This window comes from Tateyamaria sp. Alg231-49 (assembly GCF_900143535.1).
In the GTDB taxonomy this organism is placed as follows: Bacteria; Pseudomonadota; Alphaproteobacteria; order Rhodobacterales; family Rhodobacteraceae; genus Tateyamaria.
On the sequence record NZ_FRFA01000002.1, the window covers coordinates 167,972 to 188,068 of the forward strand.

Below are 20,097 nucleotides of genomic sequence, written 5' to 3' on the forward strand. Positions count from 1 at the left end.
TCGCCACTCCGCGCTTTGGCAATGGATCGCTGCGTCACCGGACTAAGGTCTGCTCGTCGGATACTGCCCTGCATTGATGGCGGGACACGAATGTCGGCTTGGCTGTGGATGGCCAATATGGCTGTAAACAAAAAGATCACTGACTCGGCCGAAGTGGCCGGCACACTTGATCGGAATTGCAAACTACCACAACATGCCGGGCAGCGCGCTCAATTGGTAATGTCGATTTTGATAAACCACGCGCAAACTGCCGGCGATGGCACAGAAGGGAAGAGAAATGAGCAAGGCCGAGAATGGTGTCAAAACCGCGTACTTCGTAATTGCAGATATATCTGGCTACACGAAATTCATGTCTGAGACAGCGATTGAACATGCCAAGGGAATTCTTGAGTCTTTGTTTGGCAACTTGTTGCCCGCGATCAGATCGCCGCTGACCATATCCGGTTTGCAAGGTGACGCTGTTTTTGCTTACGCGGTCCAAAGCGAAGTGATGACGCAGCAATTCATCCTCGATTTTGCGGAGCAGCTTTATTGCGTGTTTGCACGTAGCAAAGAGAAGATGTTGATCAACACCTCATGTCCCTGTGACGCCTGTTCAACTGTTGAAGGGCTTGAGTTGAAAATCGTTGTCCACTTCGGAGACTGCGTTGTTCAAAAAACTGGCGACCGCGAAGAACTGGCGGGACAGGATGTCATCACTGCTTTTCGCCTGTTGAAAAACAGCGTCAAGGAACGCACCGGCCTGAGCGCGTATACTTTGATATCGTGTGATGCGTTGAGAGCGATGGAATTGGGCGACTATTTCGACGACTCTGAGTTTTATACAGAAGAGATCGAGCATATCGGCAAGGTAGAGTATGTCGTTCGCGATATGCGCGCCGCATGGGAGCGCCGCCGTAGTTCAGAACGCACGTTTGTCGAAAAAACTGACGACCTTCTGTTGGAGGAATGGATCATTCCGTTGCCCGTTTCGCCAGACGTGGCGTTTACAATATGCACCCGTCCAGAGTTGCGCGCAGAATGGCTTGGAGCAAACAAGGTTGAACTTTTCAACACCAATAAGGGCAAGATAGAACCAGATACATTGTATCACTGCTATCACGGAGAAGACATTTTCCCGTTCCAGATTGTGGACTGGAACCCCGGCGACTACGCAACCGGGAAGTACAACCTGCCTATGGGATTGACCATGTTGGAGACGACTGAACTTGTTCAAGTCGGTGACGGCACAATGGTCAAGATCCGCTTTGCTACACCGACGTCACCCAAACTGATGGGTAAGCTGATGTCTGGAATGGTAAAGAAAAAGCTGAAGGGGATTATCGCCCCGGACAAAGAGAACCGGATTGCCAAGATGAAAGCTCTGGGAGAAAAGTTCTCACATTTGGGTGGCGCTGTGGCGGCCGCCTGAGAACGGGCAGCGCCCATCGCCTTTTTGACTGTGCTGGGTTCTGGGTTCAAACCGGACCTGCGCCGCGCTTACCCCTCGACTTCAGAACCTGAACAAGGCCCAAGGGCACCACTTTGGTGGTGCCGTTCGTTAACCACGCAGTTTGCGATCTGAAATTGACAAATCTCTGATTTAGAAGTCATTGTTGTTATTGAATTTTCGAAGGGCGAAGAAAAAACCATGCGCATCGTTCTGGCTCTTGTCGTTCCGGTTTTAATTGTTCTGCTCGTTATTATTTCAATCAACAGCCTGACGCCGCCCGAAAGCATCCGATTGGCCGCCGGGTCAAAGGGTGGGGGATATTGGCAGGTCGGCCTCAGATATCAGTCCAAACTGGCGCGTGATGACATAAGGGTGGAGTTGGTCGAGACAGCCGGATCGATTGAGAATATCCAGAGGTTGGTTGATGGTGATGTCGACGTTGCCTTTGTGCAGGGCGGGCTTGATCTGCCAGGCGGGCATGACCTGCAATCGCTGGGTGCGATTTTTCCGGAGCCTTTGGTCATTTTTCGCCATGTCTCGGCAAATGTGAGCCGCTATCCGGGCGAATGGCAGGGCTTGAAACTGGCGGCGGGGCAGGTTGGGTCAGGAACGCGCGCCGCAGCGATTACGTTGATCAAGGCCGCTGGAATGCAAAATTCCGGGATTGAGTTGGTCGAAAAAGGCGGCTCTGACTCGATCGCGGCATTGCGCGCAGGACAGGCGGATGCGGCATTGTTTGTGGCGCCCCTTGATGCCCCATACCTAAAAGAAGCATTGCTAGACCCTGAGTTGGAGCTGGTCCAGTTGGCGTTGGTGGACGCGATTTCCTTTAATTTCAACAGCGCCCATTCGGCCGTGGTGCCCGCCGGGGCGGCGACATTGGACCCGCCCGTCCCTGCACAGGATGTGAAGATTCTGACACTGACGGCTTCGATGATCGCCCCGAGCGATCTGCACCCGGCCGTCATTGACCGATTGGTGCACGCTGCCAACAAGCTGCACGCGGATCGCACCGTTTTGCAGGAGGCCAAGGAATTCCCCAATACGAATTCGCCCCCCGCCGCGATGAATGACGTGGCATGGCACATGATCACGTCCGGCACGAACGTGCTGCATGACTTTTTTCCGTTTTGGATTGCTGCCCAGTTTGGCAGAGTTTTGCTGCTTCTTTTGCCTTTGTTGTTCCTTGCCCCGTTATTGCGTGTCGTTCCGTCGGGATATGTGTGGTTTCAAAATCGTCGGGTGTGGCGCCATTACCAGCGGATATCTGCATTGGAAGTTGAGATGCACAATGCGTCTGACATTGATGAAGTGGACGTCATCGCCAAGAAACTGGACGAAGTTGCAGAGACTTTGGCTAGTTTGAAGCTGCCTCTGGCCTACCGCCAAAAAGCTTATGATGCGCGATTGCACATTGATCTCATTCGCACCGAGATTGAGCGTCGCCGGACCGCGTAACTGACTGTACTTTTCGTGTAGGTGGCGCCGCCATCACGTGAAATGGTTCCCGCCACGAAAAAGGCCGCCCCATCTGGAGCGGCCTTTTGGTCTTGCGTGGCAAGTGGCTTTAGAAGCCCAGACCTGCGTACTTGTTCTTGAACTTGGACACACGGCCGCCGGTGTCCATCAGGCGGGATGTGCCGCCTGTCCATGCGGGGTGCACGGAGGGGTCGATGTCGAGCGACAGTTGGTCGCCTTCTTTGCCCCATGTGGATTTCATTTCCACAATCGTACCGTCGGTCATTTTGACGTTGATCATGTGGTAGTCGGGATGCGTATCGGCCTTCATGCCTTGGCTCCTTCGGACTTGGGTTTGTAGTTGGACACTTCTGCGATACGGGCGGATTTACCGCGGCGCGAACGCAGGTAGTAAAGCTTGGCGCGACGCACGCGACCGCGGCGAACCACGGTGATGCTGTCGATGTTTGTCGAGTAGAGGGGGAACACACGTTCCACGCCCTCGCCAAAGGAGATCTTGCGCACGGTGAACGAGCCGGCGATGCCGTGGCCGTTGTTGCGTGCGATGCAGACGCCTTCGTAGTTCTGAACCCGGGTGCGCGTACCCTCGGTCACTTTAAAGCCGACGCGGATAGTGTCTCCGGCTTTGAAATCTGGGATGTCTTTCCCCAGGGCGGCAATTTGCTCCGCCTCGATCTGTGCGATCACGTCCATTGACGTAACTCCTATATGTGCGCGTGGTTCGTGCCACGGCGTTTGTGTGCGATCTGAGAGCTCTTTGGTCTTCACCGGGTCCGCGTTCGCGCCCGCCAGAGGTCAGGTCATCATTCGTTCATGTCATTCCCGCCATACTGATTTGTCGGACCGAAGAAGGTTCCACAGCAAAACGGGTCCGGTCGGGCAAACCCCGAGTCGGAATGGGCGACGTATAGGGGCAGCCAGAGTGGCAATCAAGGGTGTAAACGTTGCCGTTTCACAGCAACATTGTGGCCGTGCTCAGGCCAACAAACCATCATTGCGGTCATCATGCATGTCTGCAAAACGTTGTGGCAATGCGCGCTCTAGGATCGAAACCGGGATCTGGGCCTCTGAGTTCAGGTGATCGGCGGTGAGGATTGGCTGTTGGAGCGCTGGGGAGCTTTCACGTTGAGGTGGGGGAGCTGCTTGGCAGGTTTTTTGCCCGGCAAAGCGCGTAAACTTTTTGTCCGCATCCCGTGCAGCGCTTAGCCCGTCCACGGCCTCGGTAAATCGCGAGAACCGCTTGTGTTTCAGTTGCGCAGTGTGTGCGGAAGGCTGTGTGCCCAAGTCGCCAAATAGTTTTCCCACGCGAGTACCCCGTTGCTGGTTTCTACCCACGGTGGCGTAGGAATAGGGCGAAACTTAGTCGTTTGTGATAAATTATTCATACAGCGGTGGGTTTTTGAGCGGATTATTGCCGATCGCGATTTTTCTGCCAAAGGTCCGGACGCCGTTCTTGCGTCAGTTTTTCGGACATCTCTTGCCGCCAGGCCGCGATTTTTCCGTGATTGCCGGACATCAAAATCTCTGGGATGTCTCTGCCCTCCCATGTGCTGGGTTTGGTGTATTGGGGGTGCTCAAGCAGGCCTGTGGAATGGCTTTCCTCGACCGCACTTTCCGCATTCCCGAGCACACCCGGTAGCAGCCGCACGGTCGCATCAAGCATCGCTTGTGCTGCGATCTCTCCGCCTGTCATCACGAAATCGCCCAGCGACACTTCGGTTACACCCCAATGTTCCAACACCCGTTCATCCACCCCTTCGAAGCGGCCGCACAGCATCGTAACCCCGTCGCAGCGCGCCAGATCGCGCGCCATGGCCTGATCAAAGGGCCGCCCGCGCGGAGACATATAGAGGATGGGCCAGCGCCCGCGCGCATGCCCTTGGGCCTCGGCCAGTGCTTTGCTCACAACATCCGCGCGCAGCACCATGCCTGCTCCGCCGCCCGCAGGCGTGTCATCGACGTTGCGGTGTTTGCCCACCCCGTGGGTCCGCAGGTCGTGGGTATGAAGCTGCCATTTGCCGTCTTGCAGTGCTTTGCCCGTAAGCGAGGCGCCCAGCACGCCGGGGAACGTGTCAGGGAACAGTGTCACAACCCGCGCTTGCCAGATACCGACGAGGTCCGGCGCTTCGTCCATCAGTGAAGACGGTTGGAGTGTCGGGCGGATGGCTTTGCGTCCGTGGGATTTGGTGGGTGATGTCATGGGACCGTCGCTCAGTTGCACGCAAGGGGTATGCGCGGTTTGTGCGTGAGAGTTCAAGCGGGACCTGTTTTTAGGGCTTTGTGTCGGGTCTGTGCATGAGGTCAGCCGGTGCACTGACGTCTAGAACAGGCCCTCGGGTGGGTCGGCAACAATGCGCCCTGCATCCAGATCCACAGTTGGCACAACGGCCTGCGTGAAGGGGACAAGTACTGTCGCGCTTTGTCCGGGCAGTTGCACTTCGAGCAGGTCACCTGCGCCATGGTTTTGCACGGACTTGACCCGACCCAGTTCTGCGCCGCCGGTGTCATACACGGCGAGCCCGGTGAGATCGGAGTAGTAAAATTCGTCAGTCGGCAGGGTCGGTAACTGGTCGCGACGCGCAAACAGTTGCGTGCCTTTCAGTGCGTCGGCCTGCTCTTTGGTCTCAACCTCGGCGATCCGCGCGACAAAGCCGTTTTTCATGGGCCTGATCAGGGCGAGGGTAAAGCTGCGCGTGCCGTCTTGTGTCGTCAGCGGGTTGTAGTTTTCGATGTCATAGGGATCAGCGCAGAAGGATTTCACGCGCGTCTCGCCTACGATCCCGTAGGAGCCGCTGATCGCGCCCACGCAGATCATCTCGTCACTCATTCCAGCACACTCCGTCCCGCATTTGCCCACCGGCTTGCGTGCACGCTTCGCCCGCCTGACTGCGTTCGAACAGCAAGCCTGCCGTGAAGGCGAAGAGGATCAGAATGGGCGTGCGAATTAGCGAAAACATGGGGGTCTTTGTTTGGGTGGTGGGACGTTATGCATTTGCCCCTGCGGGGGTGGCTTTGTCCAGAGGGGGTTTTGAATGACTGAAACGCGTGCCCTGCGTTGTGACGGCGCCAAGGCCCATGCCGCTCTTTTGCTGCTTCAAAGTGCAAAGTATCCGACAGACATGACGAGCAAGGTTATTATGGGCCCGATATCTGTGACGTATTCCCAGAGATATGGCGTTACGGGTGCGTTTGGATTGTGAAGAAGTTCATTTTCTTAGGGATGCAGGCATTAAATGAAGGCGTGGCGGTAATTAGTTGGGGATAGACTCCCGCCACGCCCTAAATATGCTTAAACCAATATTGATCTGCATCTGATGTGCCGGTCGCTCACTTTACACACCAGCATGCAGCCAGCAGAGCATCTCACGATGGTCCACTGGGGCCCGGCATAACCACCGGTTAACTCGTACCATTTCAGCAGCCTAAACTTTGGCCCCCAGAGCGTCCGCGGATCAGTAATGTTTCCGTGCCCTGAAACTATCATTATGGCCCAAAGCTACAAATCGGCGCAGTTGCCTAGGTAGATTTGCCTATGCCTCGTCCGTACCCTCAAGGAGCTTTGAGCGGTGGCCTAAGTGTTTAACCGTTGCGAGGCGATGGCCAGATCGATGATTTCAACCATCGAGCTGGCCTGCATTTTTTCCAGAATCCGGGCGCGATGGTGGTCAACTGTACGCGGGCTGATGTCGAGCGCGCGCGCGATTTCTTTGCTGGTGGTGTTTGAGGGGTTTGACACGACCATATCCACAATTTCCCGTTCACGGGTGGTCAGCGTGTCCAGCATCATCCTTGCCCGCAGCGCTTTGTCCCGAGACTCATTGCCGAGGGCATTGATCCTCAGCGCCTGATTGATTCGGTCGACCAGAACCTCTGTGCGAAATGGCTTTTCCAGAAAGTCGATTGCGCCGGCCTTCATCGCCTCAACGGATTCGGGAATGCCCCCATGGCCTGTGATGAAAATGATGGGAGGCGCGCAGCCTTCGGTCACAAGCTTTTTTTGCAGCTCGAGCCCATTCATTCCCTCCATGCCGTAGTCAAGAACGATACACCCCGACCGGCCCGCTTCGAATTCATCCAGAAAGGCCCGGGCGGATTCGAAGGTTTCCACTGAGAAACCCCGTTTTTTCAGGGACCTGCTCAGCGACGAGCGAATGTCTTCGTCGTCATCGACAACAAAAATGGTATCCCCTTTGCCAGTCACTTTTGGGCCACCGGCACGGTAAAGCAGAAGCACGCGCCCCCAGCCTGACCGGGTTCATGCCACATTCGTCCGCCGCCAGTTTCGATGATGGAACGGCAGATGGACAGGCCAAGCCCCATTCCGTCTGCTTTTGTGGTTTCAAATTGTGAAAACAGATCAAGGCCCGGATCTACACCAGGCCCGCTGTCTTCGACAGAAACGGTCACGAAATCCTTGTCGGCGCTTGATGTTATCTGGATCGAGTTATCGCCGTCGTCCGTGCCTGCGATCGCTTCAATCGCGTTGCGCAGCAGATTAACAATCACTTGCGCGATTTGGGTGCGGATGCCTGTCACTTCGGGCAGATCTCCGGGGTTGAATTCAATGCGTACGCCATGTTCAGTCGCCTCTGCCTTAACCAGATGCAAAGTCTGGCCGATCAGGGCGTCAAGGTCGAATGGTGTTTTCCATTCCTCCCCCTTTTTGGCGAAATTCCGCAGAGCCTTGATAATATCAGCTGCGCGGTGGGCCTGTTGATCCAACTCTTCGAGTATCTGTTGCAGTTCGCTGTCTTGCCCCGCGTTTTCTGTCGCGGTCAAAAGAGCGGCGTCTGCGTTCTGGGTAATGGCGGTCAGGGGTTGATTGAGTTCGTGTGCGAGCCCGGCCGCCATTTGGCCAAGCAGTTCGCCGCGTGCGAGATGCGACAAGTCCCGGTTGAGCTTTTCAATCTGCTTTTGGGAATTCAAGCTCTTGGTGATGTCATTGATCGTCGCCACGAAATGCAACGGTTTACCGTCGTTGTCGCGGATCAAGATCGCGTTCACTCTGAGCCAAACGGTCTGGCCATCCTTGCGTAGACATTTTCGGACAACGCTGGCATCGCCGCTGTCGAGCATCTCGCTCAATATCCGGTTGAAGGCCGCCGGATCGTCTGACGCCAGAAAGTCGACCGCTTTCATTTGCAGCAGCTCTTCCGGCTCGTATCCTGTGATGCTGGCGAACTTGGCATTGACCCGAATGAACCGCCCGGTTTCGGACGAAATCTGCACCATCCCCCGAGATGACAGTTCAAAGGTTTGTCCGTATTCACGCTCTGCTGTTTTGCGTTGCATGATTTCTTCGGTCAGTGCGGAGTTTGCTCGCTCAAGCTCTTTGTAAGTTCTTGGCATTGGCTCGGAAGGATCGACTTCACCCTGCGAAATGAGGGCGGCACGCACCGCAAAGGCACGTACGGGACGATTGATATAGTTGGCCAGCAACAAGCCGACGGCGCCTGTCAGGACCGACACCAACGCCGCGATCCAGATGTTTTTTGTCCGGTTTTGAACAATCGCGCCGACAAAGTCCGATTTTGGTGCATAGACCGCAATCGTCCAGGGCAACTCGGCACTTATCGTTGGCATGATTGTTGAGACGAAATCTGCGCCATCATAGCTGAACTCTGCATATGTTTCTGTCTCAACCAAGACAGGGTCCAATTTTGCCAGACCTCCAAAGGCTGTTTGCGCAATGCCGTCTTCAATTTCCTCGATGCCGGCAAAACGGAACGATCCGTCTGTGTCGACGGTCTTGAGCAGGGCGGGGTTCGGGTGCGCGATAACGTCTCCGTTCTGGTTGACGATAAGGGCTGTCCCGTTTTCACCAATTTTCAACTGGGCAAGAAATTCTGACAACTCGCTAATCTCAATATCAACGCCAACCACGCCCTGTATTTTGCCATCGCTGGCGGTCACTGGAGCTGCGATTGTAATCCCCGGATTCTGAGAGCTGAAGAAAATATAGGGGTCGGTCCAAATCGTGCTTCGCTGCTGTTGGGCTTGCGTGTACCAAGGCCGCTTTCTGGGATCGTAGGTATCTTTTGGGTCGGGAAGCTGAGCGACTGCAACGTAGTCTCGGTCGCGCCAGATCAGTTCTGTGTTGCGGTTGCCGCCCTCGTAAGAAATGATTTTTGAGCGGAACGGCGCGGTCACGTCGCTGCGTTTGACATAAACGAAATTGCCGCGTTCGTCGCCATAAAACAAACCGGCCAAATGCGGGGCCGTCAGCAATTGCTGAAATAATAACTGTTCAAGGAGCTGCCTGTTGTCGCTGGCGACAATTTTATTTTCAGCGATTCGTGCGGCCAATTCCGCTGCATCTTGCGCCGGATTTAGAAACCCTTTTGAGTGCGCAATTGTATTGATGCCACTATCTCGTAACAGGTTTCGCGCGTGGTCCAGCAAAACACGCTCGGACGTCACATAGGACGACCACATGATGATAATGATCGCCACGAATTGAAGGCCGGCAAGGCAAAATGCGAGTACCAACCCTAACGAGGTCTTCATATGAAATCGCTCCCATACATCCTTGCACCACGCCGTTCTTGGCGAAACTAACTGGAAAAGCCGTAAGTTGCTTGTGACACTTCAATTGGATTTTTAACAGTGCTCTGTTTGACTATAGGCAATTCTACCTAGGTGAACATACCAATATTACCCGACCTCTTTAAGTCGTATCATCCGCATGTGAGTGCGAAGGCGTGTGTTTTCTGGTTGCTAAACGTCCTGCAATCAGAATTCGCGCGTTTGTTTGGTGGTAATATGTAAACCTGTACATTTTGTGCACCTGCGCGGTCCCGGGCCGTGCAGGACGGTTGTGTGAAAAGCCCGGGACTTAATTTCATTAAAATGCAATTGGCAGTTCAATTATAAATGCCCGCGTAATAGGGCTCGGATAGAATAAAAGTGAAAACCCCCTAATTTGGAACAAGCAATGACTGTATTGCACGATCCGCATTTAATTGCCCGGGTTGCCATGGGTCAGCTTAGTGACGTGTCGGGCAGTACCAATCGTATGATTACCCATCTTTTTTTGCACGAGCCTTTCGCTCTTGGCTATGCCATTGGGTTTGCGGAACAGGCGTGCCGCTACGCAAAAGACGAGAACGAAGACGTCAACGGCTCTGCATACGTGCTGGCCGCGATCGGCCAAATGCTGGGTGATGACTCGGCGGCTGCCTCTTTTGTGGCTTTTGCTGTTTCAAAGCAGGGGGACCGCACTTTTGAGCGCGGCTACGATGCTGGCTTGGGCGACATGGACACGTGGTACTCAAGCGGTGAAGAGTATGTGCCACGTGGTCTGATGCAGTACCTCGACGGTGATAAAAGATATGGTTGGATCCAGCGTCGGGGGCCAAGCTGACGCTGTGAGGAGAGAAGACTTTGCCGGGATACTGCTTGGGCACTGCGTGGTGTCTGAATATCTTGCCGCATTTGTGCCGGTGACGGCATCGCGGAATGAAGCGTTCATTTCCATAGTTGGTGACGATCCGTTTTCTGCATCAACAGGCTTCGGTTTTTCGGCTAGCATCATCGGGGCAGCCCGCAATCACACTTGGTTTTGCGGACTCTGGAGACACCGGCGTTTCGACGGCAGGCGTTCATAGTGCAGGCTTGTTCGACGAAGGGCCAAGCGATAGCCTTTTGGGAAACCCACCTCGGGAGATAGTATGAAGCTTTCAGACAAAGAAAAGGCCATGCAGGCCGGTGAGTTTGGACCGGCGTGTCAGTGGGCAATTGATCATCAAACGCAAGTTGGCAGAATGTTTGATGCCGAGGATATGGTTGAGGTCAGCCAAGCCCATATGATGGCTGATCCGGAAAGCCTTGGGGATGCAGGTGTCTCTTTCGTAGAAGGGATCGCGCAGAATGGTGCCAAGGTCGCCATTCCCATGATCACTGATCCGCGTGGGGTAGATTTGACGTATTACGACCCACTTGGACAGACAGAAGAGATGGCCAATCTTGAACGGCGCTTCATCGCGGCATGTACAAGTATGGGGATCATGATGACCGATACCTGTATCAATTATCAGACCATCATGCCGCCCGTTCGGGGGGATCATGTGGCTTATGGCGACACTGGCGTGGTCATCTATTCGAACTCGGTGTGCGGGGCCCGCTCAAACTTTGAAGGTGGGCCGTCGGCCCTTGCTGCGGGATTGACGGGGCGCACGCCGCGATATGGTTTGCATCTGGACGAACATCGCCGCGCAACAAAGCGATTTGTGGTCCAGACGCAGCCCAAGGACCTGATGGACTGGGGTGTGCTGGGTGCCACGATTGGGCGAAAGTCTGGCAGCTATTGGGAAGTGCCGGTGATCGAAGGGATCGAAAAGCCGCCGACCTCGGATGAAATCAAGCACATGGGGGCAGCCATGGCGAGCTATGGATCGACGCCGCTGTTCCATGTGGCTGGCATTACGCCTGAATGTAGCACGCTGGCCGATGTCAAAGGCGAGGGGTTGGAGCCAGAAATCGTGTCGAAAGAAGACATCGCCGACCTGTATCGACCCTTCGGCGCAAAGGGTGAAGTGGTGGATGTCGTCGTGTTCGCGGCACCACAACTCAGTCTGGTCGAAATGGGTCAGGTCGCGGCACTGTGCAAAGGACGTCATAGGTCAGAAACGACAGACTTGATCGTTTGCACACCGGCGCAAGTCTATGTCGATGCCAAGCGTATGGGGTTCATTGATGCGATTGAGGGTTTTGGTGGCAAAGTTTTGACGGGCACGTGTTTCTACCAGCAATACGCCCGCGAGATCGGAGAGGCGAATGGCTGGAAACGTCTCCTCAGCAATTCTGCGAAAATCGTAAACATTCTTGGAGGGTACGGGTATCAACCCGCGCTTGCGAGCATGGAGGACTGCGTGGCCTCGGCTGAAAAAGGATGGATCGTCTGATGCCATTAGAGTTGAAATGCCATGTTGGTATCGGCCCAACGGTGCGCGGCAAAGCCTTGGTTGCGGATGACAACTTTTCCGCACGATATGATCTGGACCGGATCAAAGGCGTTTTTTCGAGGCCGCAACACAAGTTGGTGGGGCAAAGCTATCGCGATGTTATTCTGGTCTTGAACACCGCAAAGGGCGGGGTTGCGACGGCCTGGATGCTGCATGAAATGGCCGCGCGCAATATCGCGCCAAAGGCGATCCTGTTTAACTCGGCAAACACGATCCTCGCGCAAGGCGCGGCGCTTGCGGATATGGCAATGTGTGACCGCTTCGCCGATGGAGATGTCACCCAGCTTATTGAGACGGGGGATGACGTCCAAGTCGATCCCGCCGCCGGGATCGTTACCGTGATGAACAAGGCGTTGGCATGAGCGTCACGCTTACACCCCAAAGGCGGCAGTTTGGTCTTTTGTGAACAAGGTGTTGGGCGCGGTTTGTCGCTTTTTGGCTTGAACATATGCAAGCGAAAGCGCCGAGCCTGATCAGCACTTTTGCTGGCCGTGTCACGCGTTTCGAAAACCTTGCGGTTCGGCGGTGATCCGACAGACATCTTTCAAGAAACGCAGCATATGGCGGTTTAATTGCGTCCCCACCGTTAAATCCCACCGTAAAATCGTTGTGCGCCCGCTGAAGCGGTCGCTAGGTGGCAAGGCCCAAAGGGCAAAGGGCCAGCAATCAGCCGACGACAGAGTCGATCGCTGTGGCCAAACGCTCAACTGCGGAACTGAGTTCTGCATGGCTTGCAACAAACGGTGGGGCCAAAAGGACGTGATCGCCGTTTCTTCCGTCAATCGTTCCTCCCATAGGATAGCAAATCAGTCCCTCGGAAAACGCGGCGGACTTGATCTTGGCGTGCACCTTGTCGGTTGGGGCGAAGGGCTCTTTTGATTCTCGGTTCGAGACCAGTTCGACGCCGCAGAACAGACCGACACCCCGGATGTCGCCGACATGCGGATGCTGGCCCAAACGGTCCCGCAGAGATTGTCGGAAAAACTGCCCTGATGGTGTGACGCGGGATAGCACATCGTCATCAATCAGGCGCTCGAGGACAGCAAGGCCTGCGGCGCAGGCAACCGGGTGGCCCAGATAGGTATGCCCGTGTTGGAAGAAACCCGAGCCCGCCAGAATGGCATCGTGGATTTCTTTGGTGCACAACGTCGCTCCGATCGGTTGGTATCCGCCGCCAAGCCCTTTTGCGATGGCGCAGATGTCTGGCGCTATGCCGTGTTGCTCGCAGGCAAAAAGGGTGCCTGTGCGCCCCATGCCGCACATCACTTCGTCTAGGATCAACAGAATGCCATAGCGGTCGCACAGTGCGCGCACCCGCGCGAAGTATTCGCCGACGGGCGGCACGGCTCCAAGCGTTGCGCCGACCACGGGCTCGGCCACAAAGGCCATCACCGTATCCGGGCCGAGCGCCTGAAATTCGGCATCCAGCTCTTCGATCAGGCGGTCAACATAGGCGTCATTCGTCTCGCCCTCTTCTTGGTCGCGATAGGCGTAGCAGGGGGAAACATGGGTCACGTCGATCAGGATGGGCGCGAATTGCGCACGCCGCCATTCATTGCCGCCTGTGGCAAGCGCACCCAATGTGTTGCCGTGATAGCTTTGTCGCCGCGCCACGATCCGCTTGCGCTTTGGCTGACCAATCTCAAGGTAGTATTGCCGCGCGAGTTTCAGCGCGGTTTCCATGGCTTCGGACCCGCCGGACACGAAATACACCCGATCCAGATCACCGGGCGCCAGCGAAATCAGTTTGTCGGCCAGGTTTTCTGCGGGATCTGAGGTGAAAAAACCTGTATGCGCGAAGGCCACGCGATCCACCTGTTCTTTGATGGCGTTGGCCACATGGGCATCCCCATGACCCAGACAGGACACCGCCGCATCGCCGAAATTCAGATAGGCGCGACCCTCACTGTCATAAAGATGCACGCCTTTGCCATGAGACACTTTTGGGGGCGGGGCCTTTGAGTTTCGTGGAAACACATGAGATGTCATTGGAGCAGTCCTTGTGTTCGAAAAACTAAAGCTGCTTTGAGGGCGGCAACATTTGTTGCGTTGCTTTCAGCGCGTTCTCCGTCTTCGGTATAGATATTGTTTTCAAATCCGACGCGCAGATCTGCCCCGTACGCAGACGCTGCACAGAGTACGTCGTGTTCTGATGCTCCAAAGGCGCAGATCATGACGCGCCCGGGGAGCTGCTGGAAGAGGTGGGTGAGGCTGTCCAGATCACTGGGCTTTGCCGCTGTGGGAGGCGCGTAGCGCCCGAGGACGAAAATGACGTCGGCTTGGTCTGCTTTGACCACGCCGTTTTCTTGCCAAGCCAAGAGCTGGGTCCAGTCGTCCAGATCATAAAGAATGTGTTGAACGGAAGTTCCGTTGTCTGAGCAGGTGCCATAGATACGCGCGGCCAGTGCGGCATCGCGCGCGACCTCCCGGATCGAGATGCTTGCGGCCTTGGGGCGTAGATCACGCAAACAGGTCAGCTGCTGTTCGACGTCAAAGACGCCAGCGCTTTCGGTTGTGATCTGAATTGGAAAGTCTGGCAGCGCGTCGTGGACCTCGGCAATCGCTTCTTTGTAGCGTCCGGGATCGAGAGAATGGCGGCCCGTCTGATCCCTGACATGCAGATGAAGCGCATCCGCGCCCGCAGACGCGCAAGCCACTGTTTCATCACGAATTTCTTGAATTGAAAGCGGCAGTCGAGGGTGGTCGCCCTTGCCCTTTCTGGCCCCGGTCGGTGCCACCATGATGAGGGGCGGTGGGTGTCTTTCAAGAGCCATGACGTTCTCTGTGTTTCAATCAGAAGCAACCTAGTTTCCCATCTGAAACATACATTTCATCAATTGACAACTAGTGAAACGCTTGCAAGTCTCTTGCGAAATGGAGGGTCTGCCGATTCCCAGCAACACACTCGAAGACCGCGTCGCAGAGCGTTACGCAGGGCTGTCTGACCAGCTCCGCAAGGCGGCTGACTATGTCTTGGCGAACCCGCTGGACGTTGCCAGCCGACCGTTAAGGGCGATCTCGACAGACAGCCACGTGTCACCTTCAACGTTTTCCCGGCTGTCCCGCGCTTTGGGCTACGCAAGCTTTGAAGAGATGAAGGACGTCTCTCGTCTCTCGGTTGGGGAAAAGGTGATTTCGCTTTCTGAAAAAGCAGAGTTGTTGCGGTCTGGGTCGCCGACAAACGAGTCAATGCTGTCGCGCCAGGGCGACGCGTGTATCCGGAACATTGAGCATTTTCTGGAGCGCGCGGATCATCGCAAGCTGGAGCAGGCGGCAACGCTGATGCGTCAGGCGGATCGCGTGGTTTTGCTGGGCGCGCTCGCGTCGACTGGAATCTCGGAATACATGGCCTATCTCGCCCAGTTTTTTGCTCCGAATTGGTCCCTTGCGGGCCGAATGGGTGCGTCAGTGGGATCACAGCTGGCGACCTTGGGTGATGGCGACGTTGTGTTCATCGTGACAATGAGCCCCTATTCAAAGCGGGTCGTCGCAGCAGCCAGCCTTGCACGCAGTTCTGGTGCTGACGTCGTCCTTGTGACGGATGCGTTAAAATGTCCGGCGTTGACCCATGCCACACACGGCTTCGTTGTTCCCACCGAAAGCCCACAGTTCTTCTCTTCATACGTAGTCACGCTCGTGCTGATCGAAACTCTGATCGCCATGATCGTTGCCGCGTCTGGGGCAGATGCCACCGCTGCGATCCAAAGGGTCGAAGCAAAAAACCAGCAGCTCGGCGAGTATTGGGCCGGGTGATTAGTCAATCAGGAGTAACACATGTTGAAACATCTCAAACTAGGCACCGCGACAGTGATCGGGGTCATGACAGCGGCGTCGATGACAGTCGCACAGGAATTCATTTCCATCGGCACCGGCGGTGTCACGGGCGTTTACTATCCAACGGGCGGCGCGATCTGCCGTCTTGTGAACAAGTCCCGCAAAGAGCACGGCATTCGCTGCGCAGTCGAGTCCACGGGTGGTTCGGTCTATAACATCAACACTATCAAAGCGGGTGAGCTTGAGTTTGGCGTTGCGCAGTCTGACTGGCAGCACCACGCCTATAACGGCACCTCCAAATTCGAAGGCGATGCCGCATTCCCAGACATTCGTGCTGTGATGTCGGTGCACCCAGAGCCCTTTACGTTGATCGTTCGTGGCGACAGCGGCATCTCGGGCTTTGAAGATCTGGCCGGCAAGCGTGTGAACGTGGGCAACCCCGGATCTGGCCAGCGCGCCACAATGGAAGTTGTCATGGATGCATATGGCATCGGCATGGACGATCTGGCGCTTGCGACCGAGTACAAGGGTTCGGAAATGGCCAAGCAACTGTGCGATGGCAACATTGACGCCATGATTTACACGATCGGTCACCCAGCGGCTGCGATCAAAGAAGCCACAACAACGTGTGATGCCAAACTGGTGTCCGTGACTGGTGAGGCGATCGACAAGCTGGTCGCAGACAACCCCTTCTACCGCGTAGCGACCATTCCGGGCGGCATGTACAAAGGCACTGATGGCGACACCACGACTTTTGGCGTTGGCGCAACTTTTGTGACGTCCGCAAGCGTTCCTGAGGAAACCGTCTATATCGTTGCGAAATCCGTGATGGAGAACATTGATGACTTCCGCGGTTTGCACCCTGCTTTCGCAAACCTCGAGCCATCGCAGATGGTCGCAGATGGCCTGTCCGCCCCACTGCATGATGGTGCTGCAAAAGCCTACAAAGAACTTGGTTTGATCGACTAACCTCGTTTTATTTTGAAAACGGGCCGTCCGGAGTTCCGGGCGGCCCACTCCAAAGTAACGATGACAACACGTCTCGCAAAGAGACAAGGGGACATGATGGCACAAGATACTGACGCGCGCTCGGCCGACGACCTGGTGGCAGAGGCCGATACCGGCGCCCGCAACCCATCCGCTGCATGGCAGGCCAAGTTGATCATTGGCACCTGCATCGTCTGGTCCCTGTTCCAGCTGTACATCGCCTCCAAGGTGCCCGGTGTCATAGCCCAAGCGACGGGCATGAACATCTTTGCCAACATCGTGGCGCAGGCCCGATTTGTGCACCTTGCCTTCGCCATCATGCTGGCGACTCTCGCCTTCCCGCTATTCAAATCTTCACCCAAAGATCGCATTCCGGCCTACGACTGGGCGCTTGTTATCTTGGGCGTTGCGTCGTGCTTGTATCTCGTCGTCTTCCGATTTGAGATCGCCGACCGTCCGGGTCTGTGGAGCACATCAGACATCACCATGTCCTGTATCGGGATGTTTGTGCTGTTCACCGCAGTCTATCGCTCGCTTGGGCTTCCACTTGTCATTATCGCGGGCGCGTTTGTCGCCTTTGCCTTCTTCGGCGGCTACTCCGAATGGGCTCGAAACATCACCAATTATGGTGGCGCGTCTCTGTCCAAAGCGCTGGGCCATTACTGGATGCAGACCGAAGGTGTGTTCGGCGTCGCCCTTGGGGTGTCTACATCGATGATCTTCCTCTTTGTGCTTTTTGGCGCGCTACTTGATCGTGCAGGGGGCGGGTCTTGGTTCATCAAGGTTGCCATTGCAATGCTGGGCGCGCTCAGAGGTGGCCCGGCGAAAGCGTCTGTTTTGTCCTCAATGTTGACGGGGATGATTTCGGGCAGTTCTATTTCCAACACTGTAACGACAGGGACCTTCACGATCCCGCTGATGAAGCGTATCGGCTTCCCTGCAGAGAAAGCGGGCGCGGTTGAGGTGGCGTCCTCGACCAATGGTCAGCTGACCCCGCCTGTTATGGGTGCTGCTGCGTTCCTGATGGTCGAATATGTCAACATCCCCTACATCGACGTGGTCAAACACGCCTTTTTGCCAGCCGTCATCAGCTACATCGCGCTGCTTTACATTGTGCACCTCGAAGCGCTGAAAATGCAGATGCAGGGCCTCAAGAAAGCCGGTCGTCACATTGGCCCTGTGCTGATTTTGATCCTGTTCCTTTCTGGCTTTCTTTTCCTTGGCATTTGCACCTACGCCATGATTTTGATCCGTAGCTTGCTGGACGGGTTCATGGCCGAAAGCGTCTATGGTGGCCTCGCCATTGTCGCGGTGCTGTACCTTGTGCTTGTCTACTTTGCTGCGCGTTACCCTGATGTGGCGATGGACGATCCTGACGGTCCGCTTGAGGCGCCGCGTTTGACCCCGACCCTTTTGGGGGGCGCGTATTTCGCATTGCCGATCTTTATCCTTGTTTGGAACCTGATGGTGCGCACGGACAGCCTTGAGAGGCTCTCGCCGTCTTTATCGGCGTTCTGGGCGACCATATTCATGATCATCGTCGCGCTCACCCACCGCCCGCTCAAGGCGTTCTTTCGGGATGAGGGTTTTGGCGGTGCGACCGTCCAAGGCTGGCGCGATTTCATCGAGGGGCTGATCCTTGGCGCGCGCAACATGATCGGGATTGGTGTCGCCACGGGTGCGGCTGGTATCATCGTCGGTACAATCAGTCTGACCGGCGCGCATCAGGTGATCGGCCAAGTGGTAGAAGTCATTGCGGGCGGCAATATCTGGATCCTGCTGATCCTTGTTGCGATCATGTCCTTGATCCTTGGCATGGGTTTGCCCACCACGGCCAACTACATCGTTGTATCGTCGCTGATGGCCCCTGTGATCCTGTCTGTAGGCGCGCAGGCCGGGTACATCTTTCCGCTGATCGCGGTCCATCTGTTTGTCTTCTACTTTGGGATTCTGGCGGATGATACGCCGCCTGTGGGCCTTGCGGCCTATGCGGCTGCTGCCATATCGCGGGGTGATCCGATCAAGACCGGTGTCCAAGGCTTTGCTTATGACATCAGAACGGCGCTTCTTCCGTTCCTGTTCATCTTCAACACGGATCTGCTGTTGATCGATGTCGGACTGGCCAAGGCGGTGCTTGTCTTCTTCATATCATTGATCGCGATGCTGCTCTTTGCCGCCGCGACCCAAGGCTATTTCATAGCCAAGAGCAAAGTGTGGGAAACCGTTGTGCTGTTGTTTATCGCGTTCATGCTGTTCCGACCGGATTTCTTCCTTGATCAGGTAAGCGAGAAATACACCACAGCCACGGGCCCTGCTGTCATGGAATTGATGGAGCAAACGCCTGAGGGACAGGATATCCGCATCACCGTGGAAGGCCCGGATTTTGACACGGCCAAGGTCAGGCCTGTCACCATCGTGCTGCCCTCTGCCGGGGCGGGGACGCTGGATGCCGAGGGGCTGTTGGTTATGGAAGAAGATGGCCAGTTGCGCATCGATGAACCGTTTGGTGGCAGTGAAACGATCCAGCCCATCAGCGGTCAGGAGTTCGACTATTACCTCGATGATCCGGTCGTGATCGCCAAGATTGAAGTCGAAAATGATCGTATGCCCAAGGAGCTTTTCTTCATACCGGCGCTGTTCCTTCTGTTTGGCATCGTGCTCATCCAGCGCCGTCGCGCTACTCAACCAGCATTCTAGGGCTCAAAACATGTTCAAAAAACTCCTACTGGCAGTCGACATCAATGACCCCGAAGGAACGCTGGCCAGCGCTGAAGCCGCTGTTGGACTGGCACGCCATGAGGCTGCGACATTGCACGTCGTGAACGTTGTCCCTGACCAAGGGATGGCCATTGTTGGTGCGTCGCTGGCGCCTGATCACAACGAGACGGTGGAGGCAGCGGCGAAAAGGGGGCTCGAAAACTGGGCCCAAAGCCACATCCCCGACGATGTTTCAGCCGTTCTTCATGTTGCGCGCGGTACAATCTACGATCAGATCATTCACTCTGCTGAAAAGCTTGCTGTCGATTGCATTGTCGTTGGTGCGCATAGTCCAACTTTGAAGGATTACCTTATCGGGCCCAACGCTGCGCGTGTCGCGCGTCATGCATCGCAGTCGGTGTTTGTTGTTCGCCAATGAATGCAGCATCGTTGATGCGCCGTTCGTTTGCGACCTGGCACTGTTTTCAGTGCGACGCCCTGCGTGATGTGACCGCTTAGACCGTCAAAGAAGTGAATGACTGCCGCGGGGCCGTTTGTCGCCGCTGTTCGCTCAGGTTGCAGCAACAGTCACATTCGGCTTACGGCAGCCTATGCCTGCGCGATCTTTTGGTGGCGGGCGTGGCAGGAAAGGCCGGAGTGGTCAGAGCGCACATCGCGTACAGCTGGCCGTGTACCCGATGTGCAAGACAAACCGGCCCATCGTCCATAAAAGGCCGAAGGACCGGTTCTGCTCGCAAGATCGCG

20 protein-coding genes are annotated in these 20,097 nt (G+C 55.7%); 10 read left to right on the plus strand and 10 right to left on the minus strand.

Features of this window, described 5'->3' with window-relative positions; all coding sequences use genetic code 11:
• Positions 1-277: 277 nt before the first annotated feature.
• Positions 278-1,411 carry a DUF2652 domain-containing protein gene (locus DHN60_RS04480; protein WP_159089113.1) on the plus strand — a complete coding sequence of 378 codons (1,134 nt, stop codon included), beginning with the start codon at positions 278-280 and terminating at the stop codon, positions 1,409-1,411.
• 219 nt (positions 1,412-1,630) lie between these two features.
• A complete protein-coding gene (locus tag DHN60_RS04485) occupies positions 1,631-2,890 on the plus strand; it encodes a TAXI family TRAP transporter solute-binding subunit (protein ID WP_108836091.1) in 1,260 nt (419 codons plus the stop codon).
• Positions 2,891-2,999: 109 nt separating this feature from the next.
• Here DHN60_RS04485 and rpmE read toward each other — a convergent pair whose 3' ends face one another.
• From rpmE to DHN60_RS22470, 6 genes are all read right to left on the minus strand, one after another.
• Positions 3,000-3,221, minus strand: a complete 222-nt coding sequence (gene rpmE, locus DHN60_RS04490; protein WP_108836092.1) for a 50S ribosomal protein L31 — start codon at positions 3,219-3,221, stop codon at positions 3,000-3,002.
• Positions 3,218-3,604, minus strand: coding sequence for a 50S ribosomal protein L19 (gene rplS / locus DHN60_RS04495; protein ID WP_108836093.1), 387 nt, complete (start codon positions 3,602-3,604; stop codon positions 3,218-3,220). The genes rpmE and rplS overlap by 4 nt, the downstream gene beginning before the upstream one ends.
• Positions 3,605-3,886: 282 nt before the next feature.
• Entirely contained in the window at positions 3,887-4,216 is a 330-nt protein-coding gene (locus DHN60_RS04500) for a hypothetical protein (protein WP_108836094.1), read from the minus strand.
• Between the two features lie 103 nt (positions 4,217-4,319).
• Positions 4,320-5,111 (minus strand): tRNA (guanosine(37)-N1)-methyltransferase TrmD, encoded by a 792-nt coding sequence (trmD, locus tag DHN60_RS04505; RefSeq protein WP_108836095.1) that lies wholly within the window; start codon positions 5,109-5,111, stop codon positions 4,320-4,322.
• Positions 5,112-5,231: 120 nt separating this feature from the next.
• Positions 5,232-5,738, minus strand: coding sequence for a ribosome maturation factor RimM (rimM, locus tag DHN60_RS04510; protein ID WP_108836096.1), 507 nt, complete (start codon positions 5,736-5,738; stop codon positions 5,232-5,234).
• On the minus strand, positions 5,731-5,868 hold the full coding sequence (locus DHN60_RS22470; protein ID WP_199913629.1) for a hypothetical protein: 138 nt from the start codon (positions 5,866-5,868) through the stop codon (positions 5,731-5,733). The genes rimM and DHN60_RS22470 overlap by 8 nt, the downstream gene beginning before the upstream one ends.
• 75 nt (positions 5,869-5,943) lie before the next feature.
• Here DHN60_RS22470 and DHN60_RS22215 point away from each other — a divergent pair, with 75 nt between their 5' ends.
• Positions 5,944-6,111, plus strand: coding sequence for a hypothetical protein (locus DHN60_RS22215; protein ID WP_159089114.1), 168 nt, complete (start codon positions 5,944-5,946; stop codon positions 6,109-6,111).
• Between the two features lie 371 nt (positions 6,112-6,482).
• Here DHN60_RS22215 and DHN60_RS04515 read toward each other — a convergent pair whose 3' ends face one another.
• Positions 6,483-7,145 (minus strand): response regulator transcription factor, encoded by a 663-nt coding sequence (locus DHN60_RS04515; protein ID WP_234423517.1) that lies wholly within the window; start codon positions 7,143-7,145, stop codon positions 6,483-6,485.
• Positions 7,109-9,418: a cache domain-containing protein gene (locus DHN60_RS04520; RefSeq protein ID WP_108836097.1), complete on the minus strand. Its 2,310-nt coding sequence runs from the start codon at positions 9,416-9,418 to the stop codon at positions 7,109-7,111. The genes DHN60_RS04515 and DHN60_RS04520 overlap by 37 nt, the downstream gene beginning before the upstream one ends.
• A gap of 427 nt (positions 9,419-9,845) precedes the next feature.
• On the opposite strand from DHN60_RS04520, the gene DHN60_RS04525 reads away from it, so the two are divergent.
• From DHN60_RS04525 to DHN60_RS04535, 3 genes are all read left to right on the plus strand, one after another.
• The gene (locus DHN60_RS04525) at positions 9,846-10,274 is read left to right on the plus strand and encodes a hypothetical protein (RefSeq protein ID WP_159089115.1); all 429 of its coding nucleotides are present in this window, start codon (positions 9,846-9,848) and stop codon (positions 10,272-10,274) included.
• A gap of 307 nt (positions 10,275-10,581) precedes the next feature.
• Positions 10,582-11,814, plus strand: coding sequence for an aconitase X catalytic domain-containing protein (locus DHN60_RS04530; RefSeq protein WP_108836099.1), 1,233 nt, complete (start codon positions 10,582-10,584; stop codon positions 11,812-11,814).
• On the plus strand, positions 11,814-12,236 hold the full coding sequence (locus tag DHN60_RS04535; RefSeq protein WP_108836339.1) for a DUF126 domain-containing protein: 423 nt from the start codon (positions 11,814-11,816) through the stop codon (positions 12,234-12,236). The genes DHN60_RS04530 and DHN60_RS04535 overlap by 1 nt, the downstream gene beginning before the upstream one ends.
• Positions 12,237-12,540: 304 nt before the next feature.
• Here the strand turns inward: DHN60_RS04535 and DHN60_RS04540 are convergent, their stop codons facing one another.
• Both DHN60_RS04540 and DHN60_RS04545 read right to left on the minus strand, forming a co-directional pair.
• Positions 12,541-13,863 carry an aspartate aminotransferase family protein gene (locus tag DHN60_RS04540; protein WP_108836100.1) on the minus strand — a complete coding sequence of 441 codons (1,323 nt, stop codon included), beginning with the start codon at positions 13,861-13,863 and terminating at the stop codon, positions 12,541-12,543.
• Positions 13,860-14,648 (minus strand): 3-keto-5-aminohexanoate cleavage protein, encoded by a 789-nt coding sequence (locus DHN60_RS04545; RefSeq protein WP_108836101.1) that lies wholly within the window; start codon positions 14,646-14,648, stop codon positions 13,860-13,862. The genes DHN60_RS04540 and DHN60_RS04545 overlap by 4 nt, the downstream gene beginning before the upstream one ends.
• Before the next feature lie 100 nt (positions 14,649-14,748).
• Here DHN60_RS04545 and DHN60_RS04550 point away from each other — a divergent pair, with 100 nt between their 5' ends.
• From DHN60_RS04550 to DHN60_RS04565, 4 genes are all read left to right on the plus strand, one after another.
• Positions 14,749-15,627 (plus strand): MurR/RpiR family transcriptional regulator, encoded by an 879-nt coding sequence (locus tag DHN60_RS04550; RefSeq protein WP_108836102.1) that lies wholly within the window; start codon positions 14,749-14,751, stop codon positions 15,625-15,627.
• Positions 15,628-15,648: 21 nt separating this feature from the next.
• Positions 15,649-16,617, plus strand: a complete 969-nt coding sequence (locus tag DHN60_RS04555) for a TAXI family TRAP transporter solute-binding subunit (RefSeq protein ID WP_108836103.1) — start codon at positions 15,649-15,651, stop codon at positions 16,615-16,617.
• A gap of 93 nt (positions 16,618-16,710) precedes the next feature.
• Positions 16,711-19,332, plus strand: a complete 2,622-nt coding sequence (locus tag DHN60_RS04560; protein ID WP_108836104.1) for a TRAP transporter permease — start codon at positions 16,711-16,713, stop codon at positions 19,330-19,332.
• Between the two features lie 10 nt (positions 19,333-19,342).
• On the plus strand, positions 19,343-19,771 hold the full coding sequence (locus tag DHN60_RS04565; protein ID WP_108836105.1) for a universal stress protein: 429 nt from the start codon (positions 19,343-19,345) through the stop codon (positions 19,769-19,771).
• The last annotated feature ends 326 nt before the right edge of the window (positions 19,772-20,097 follow it).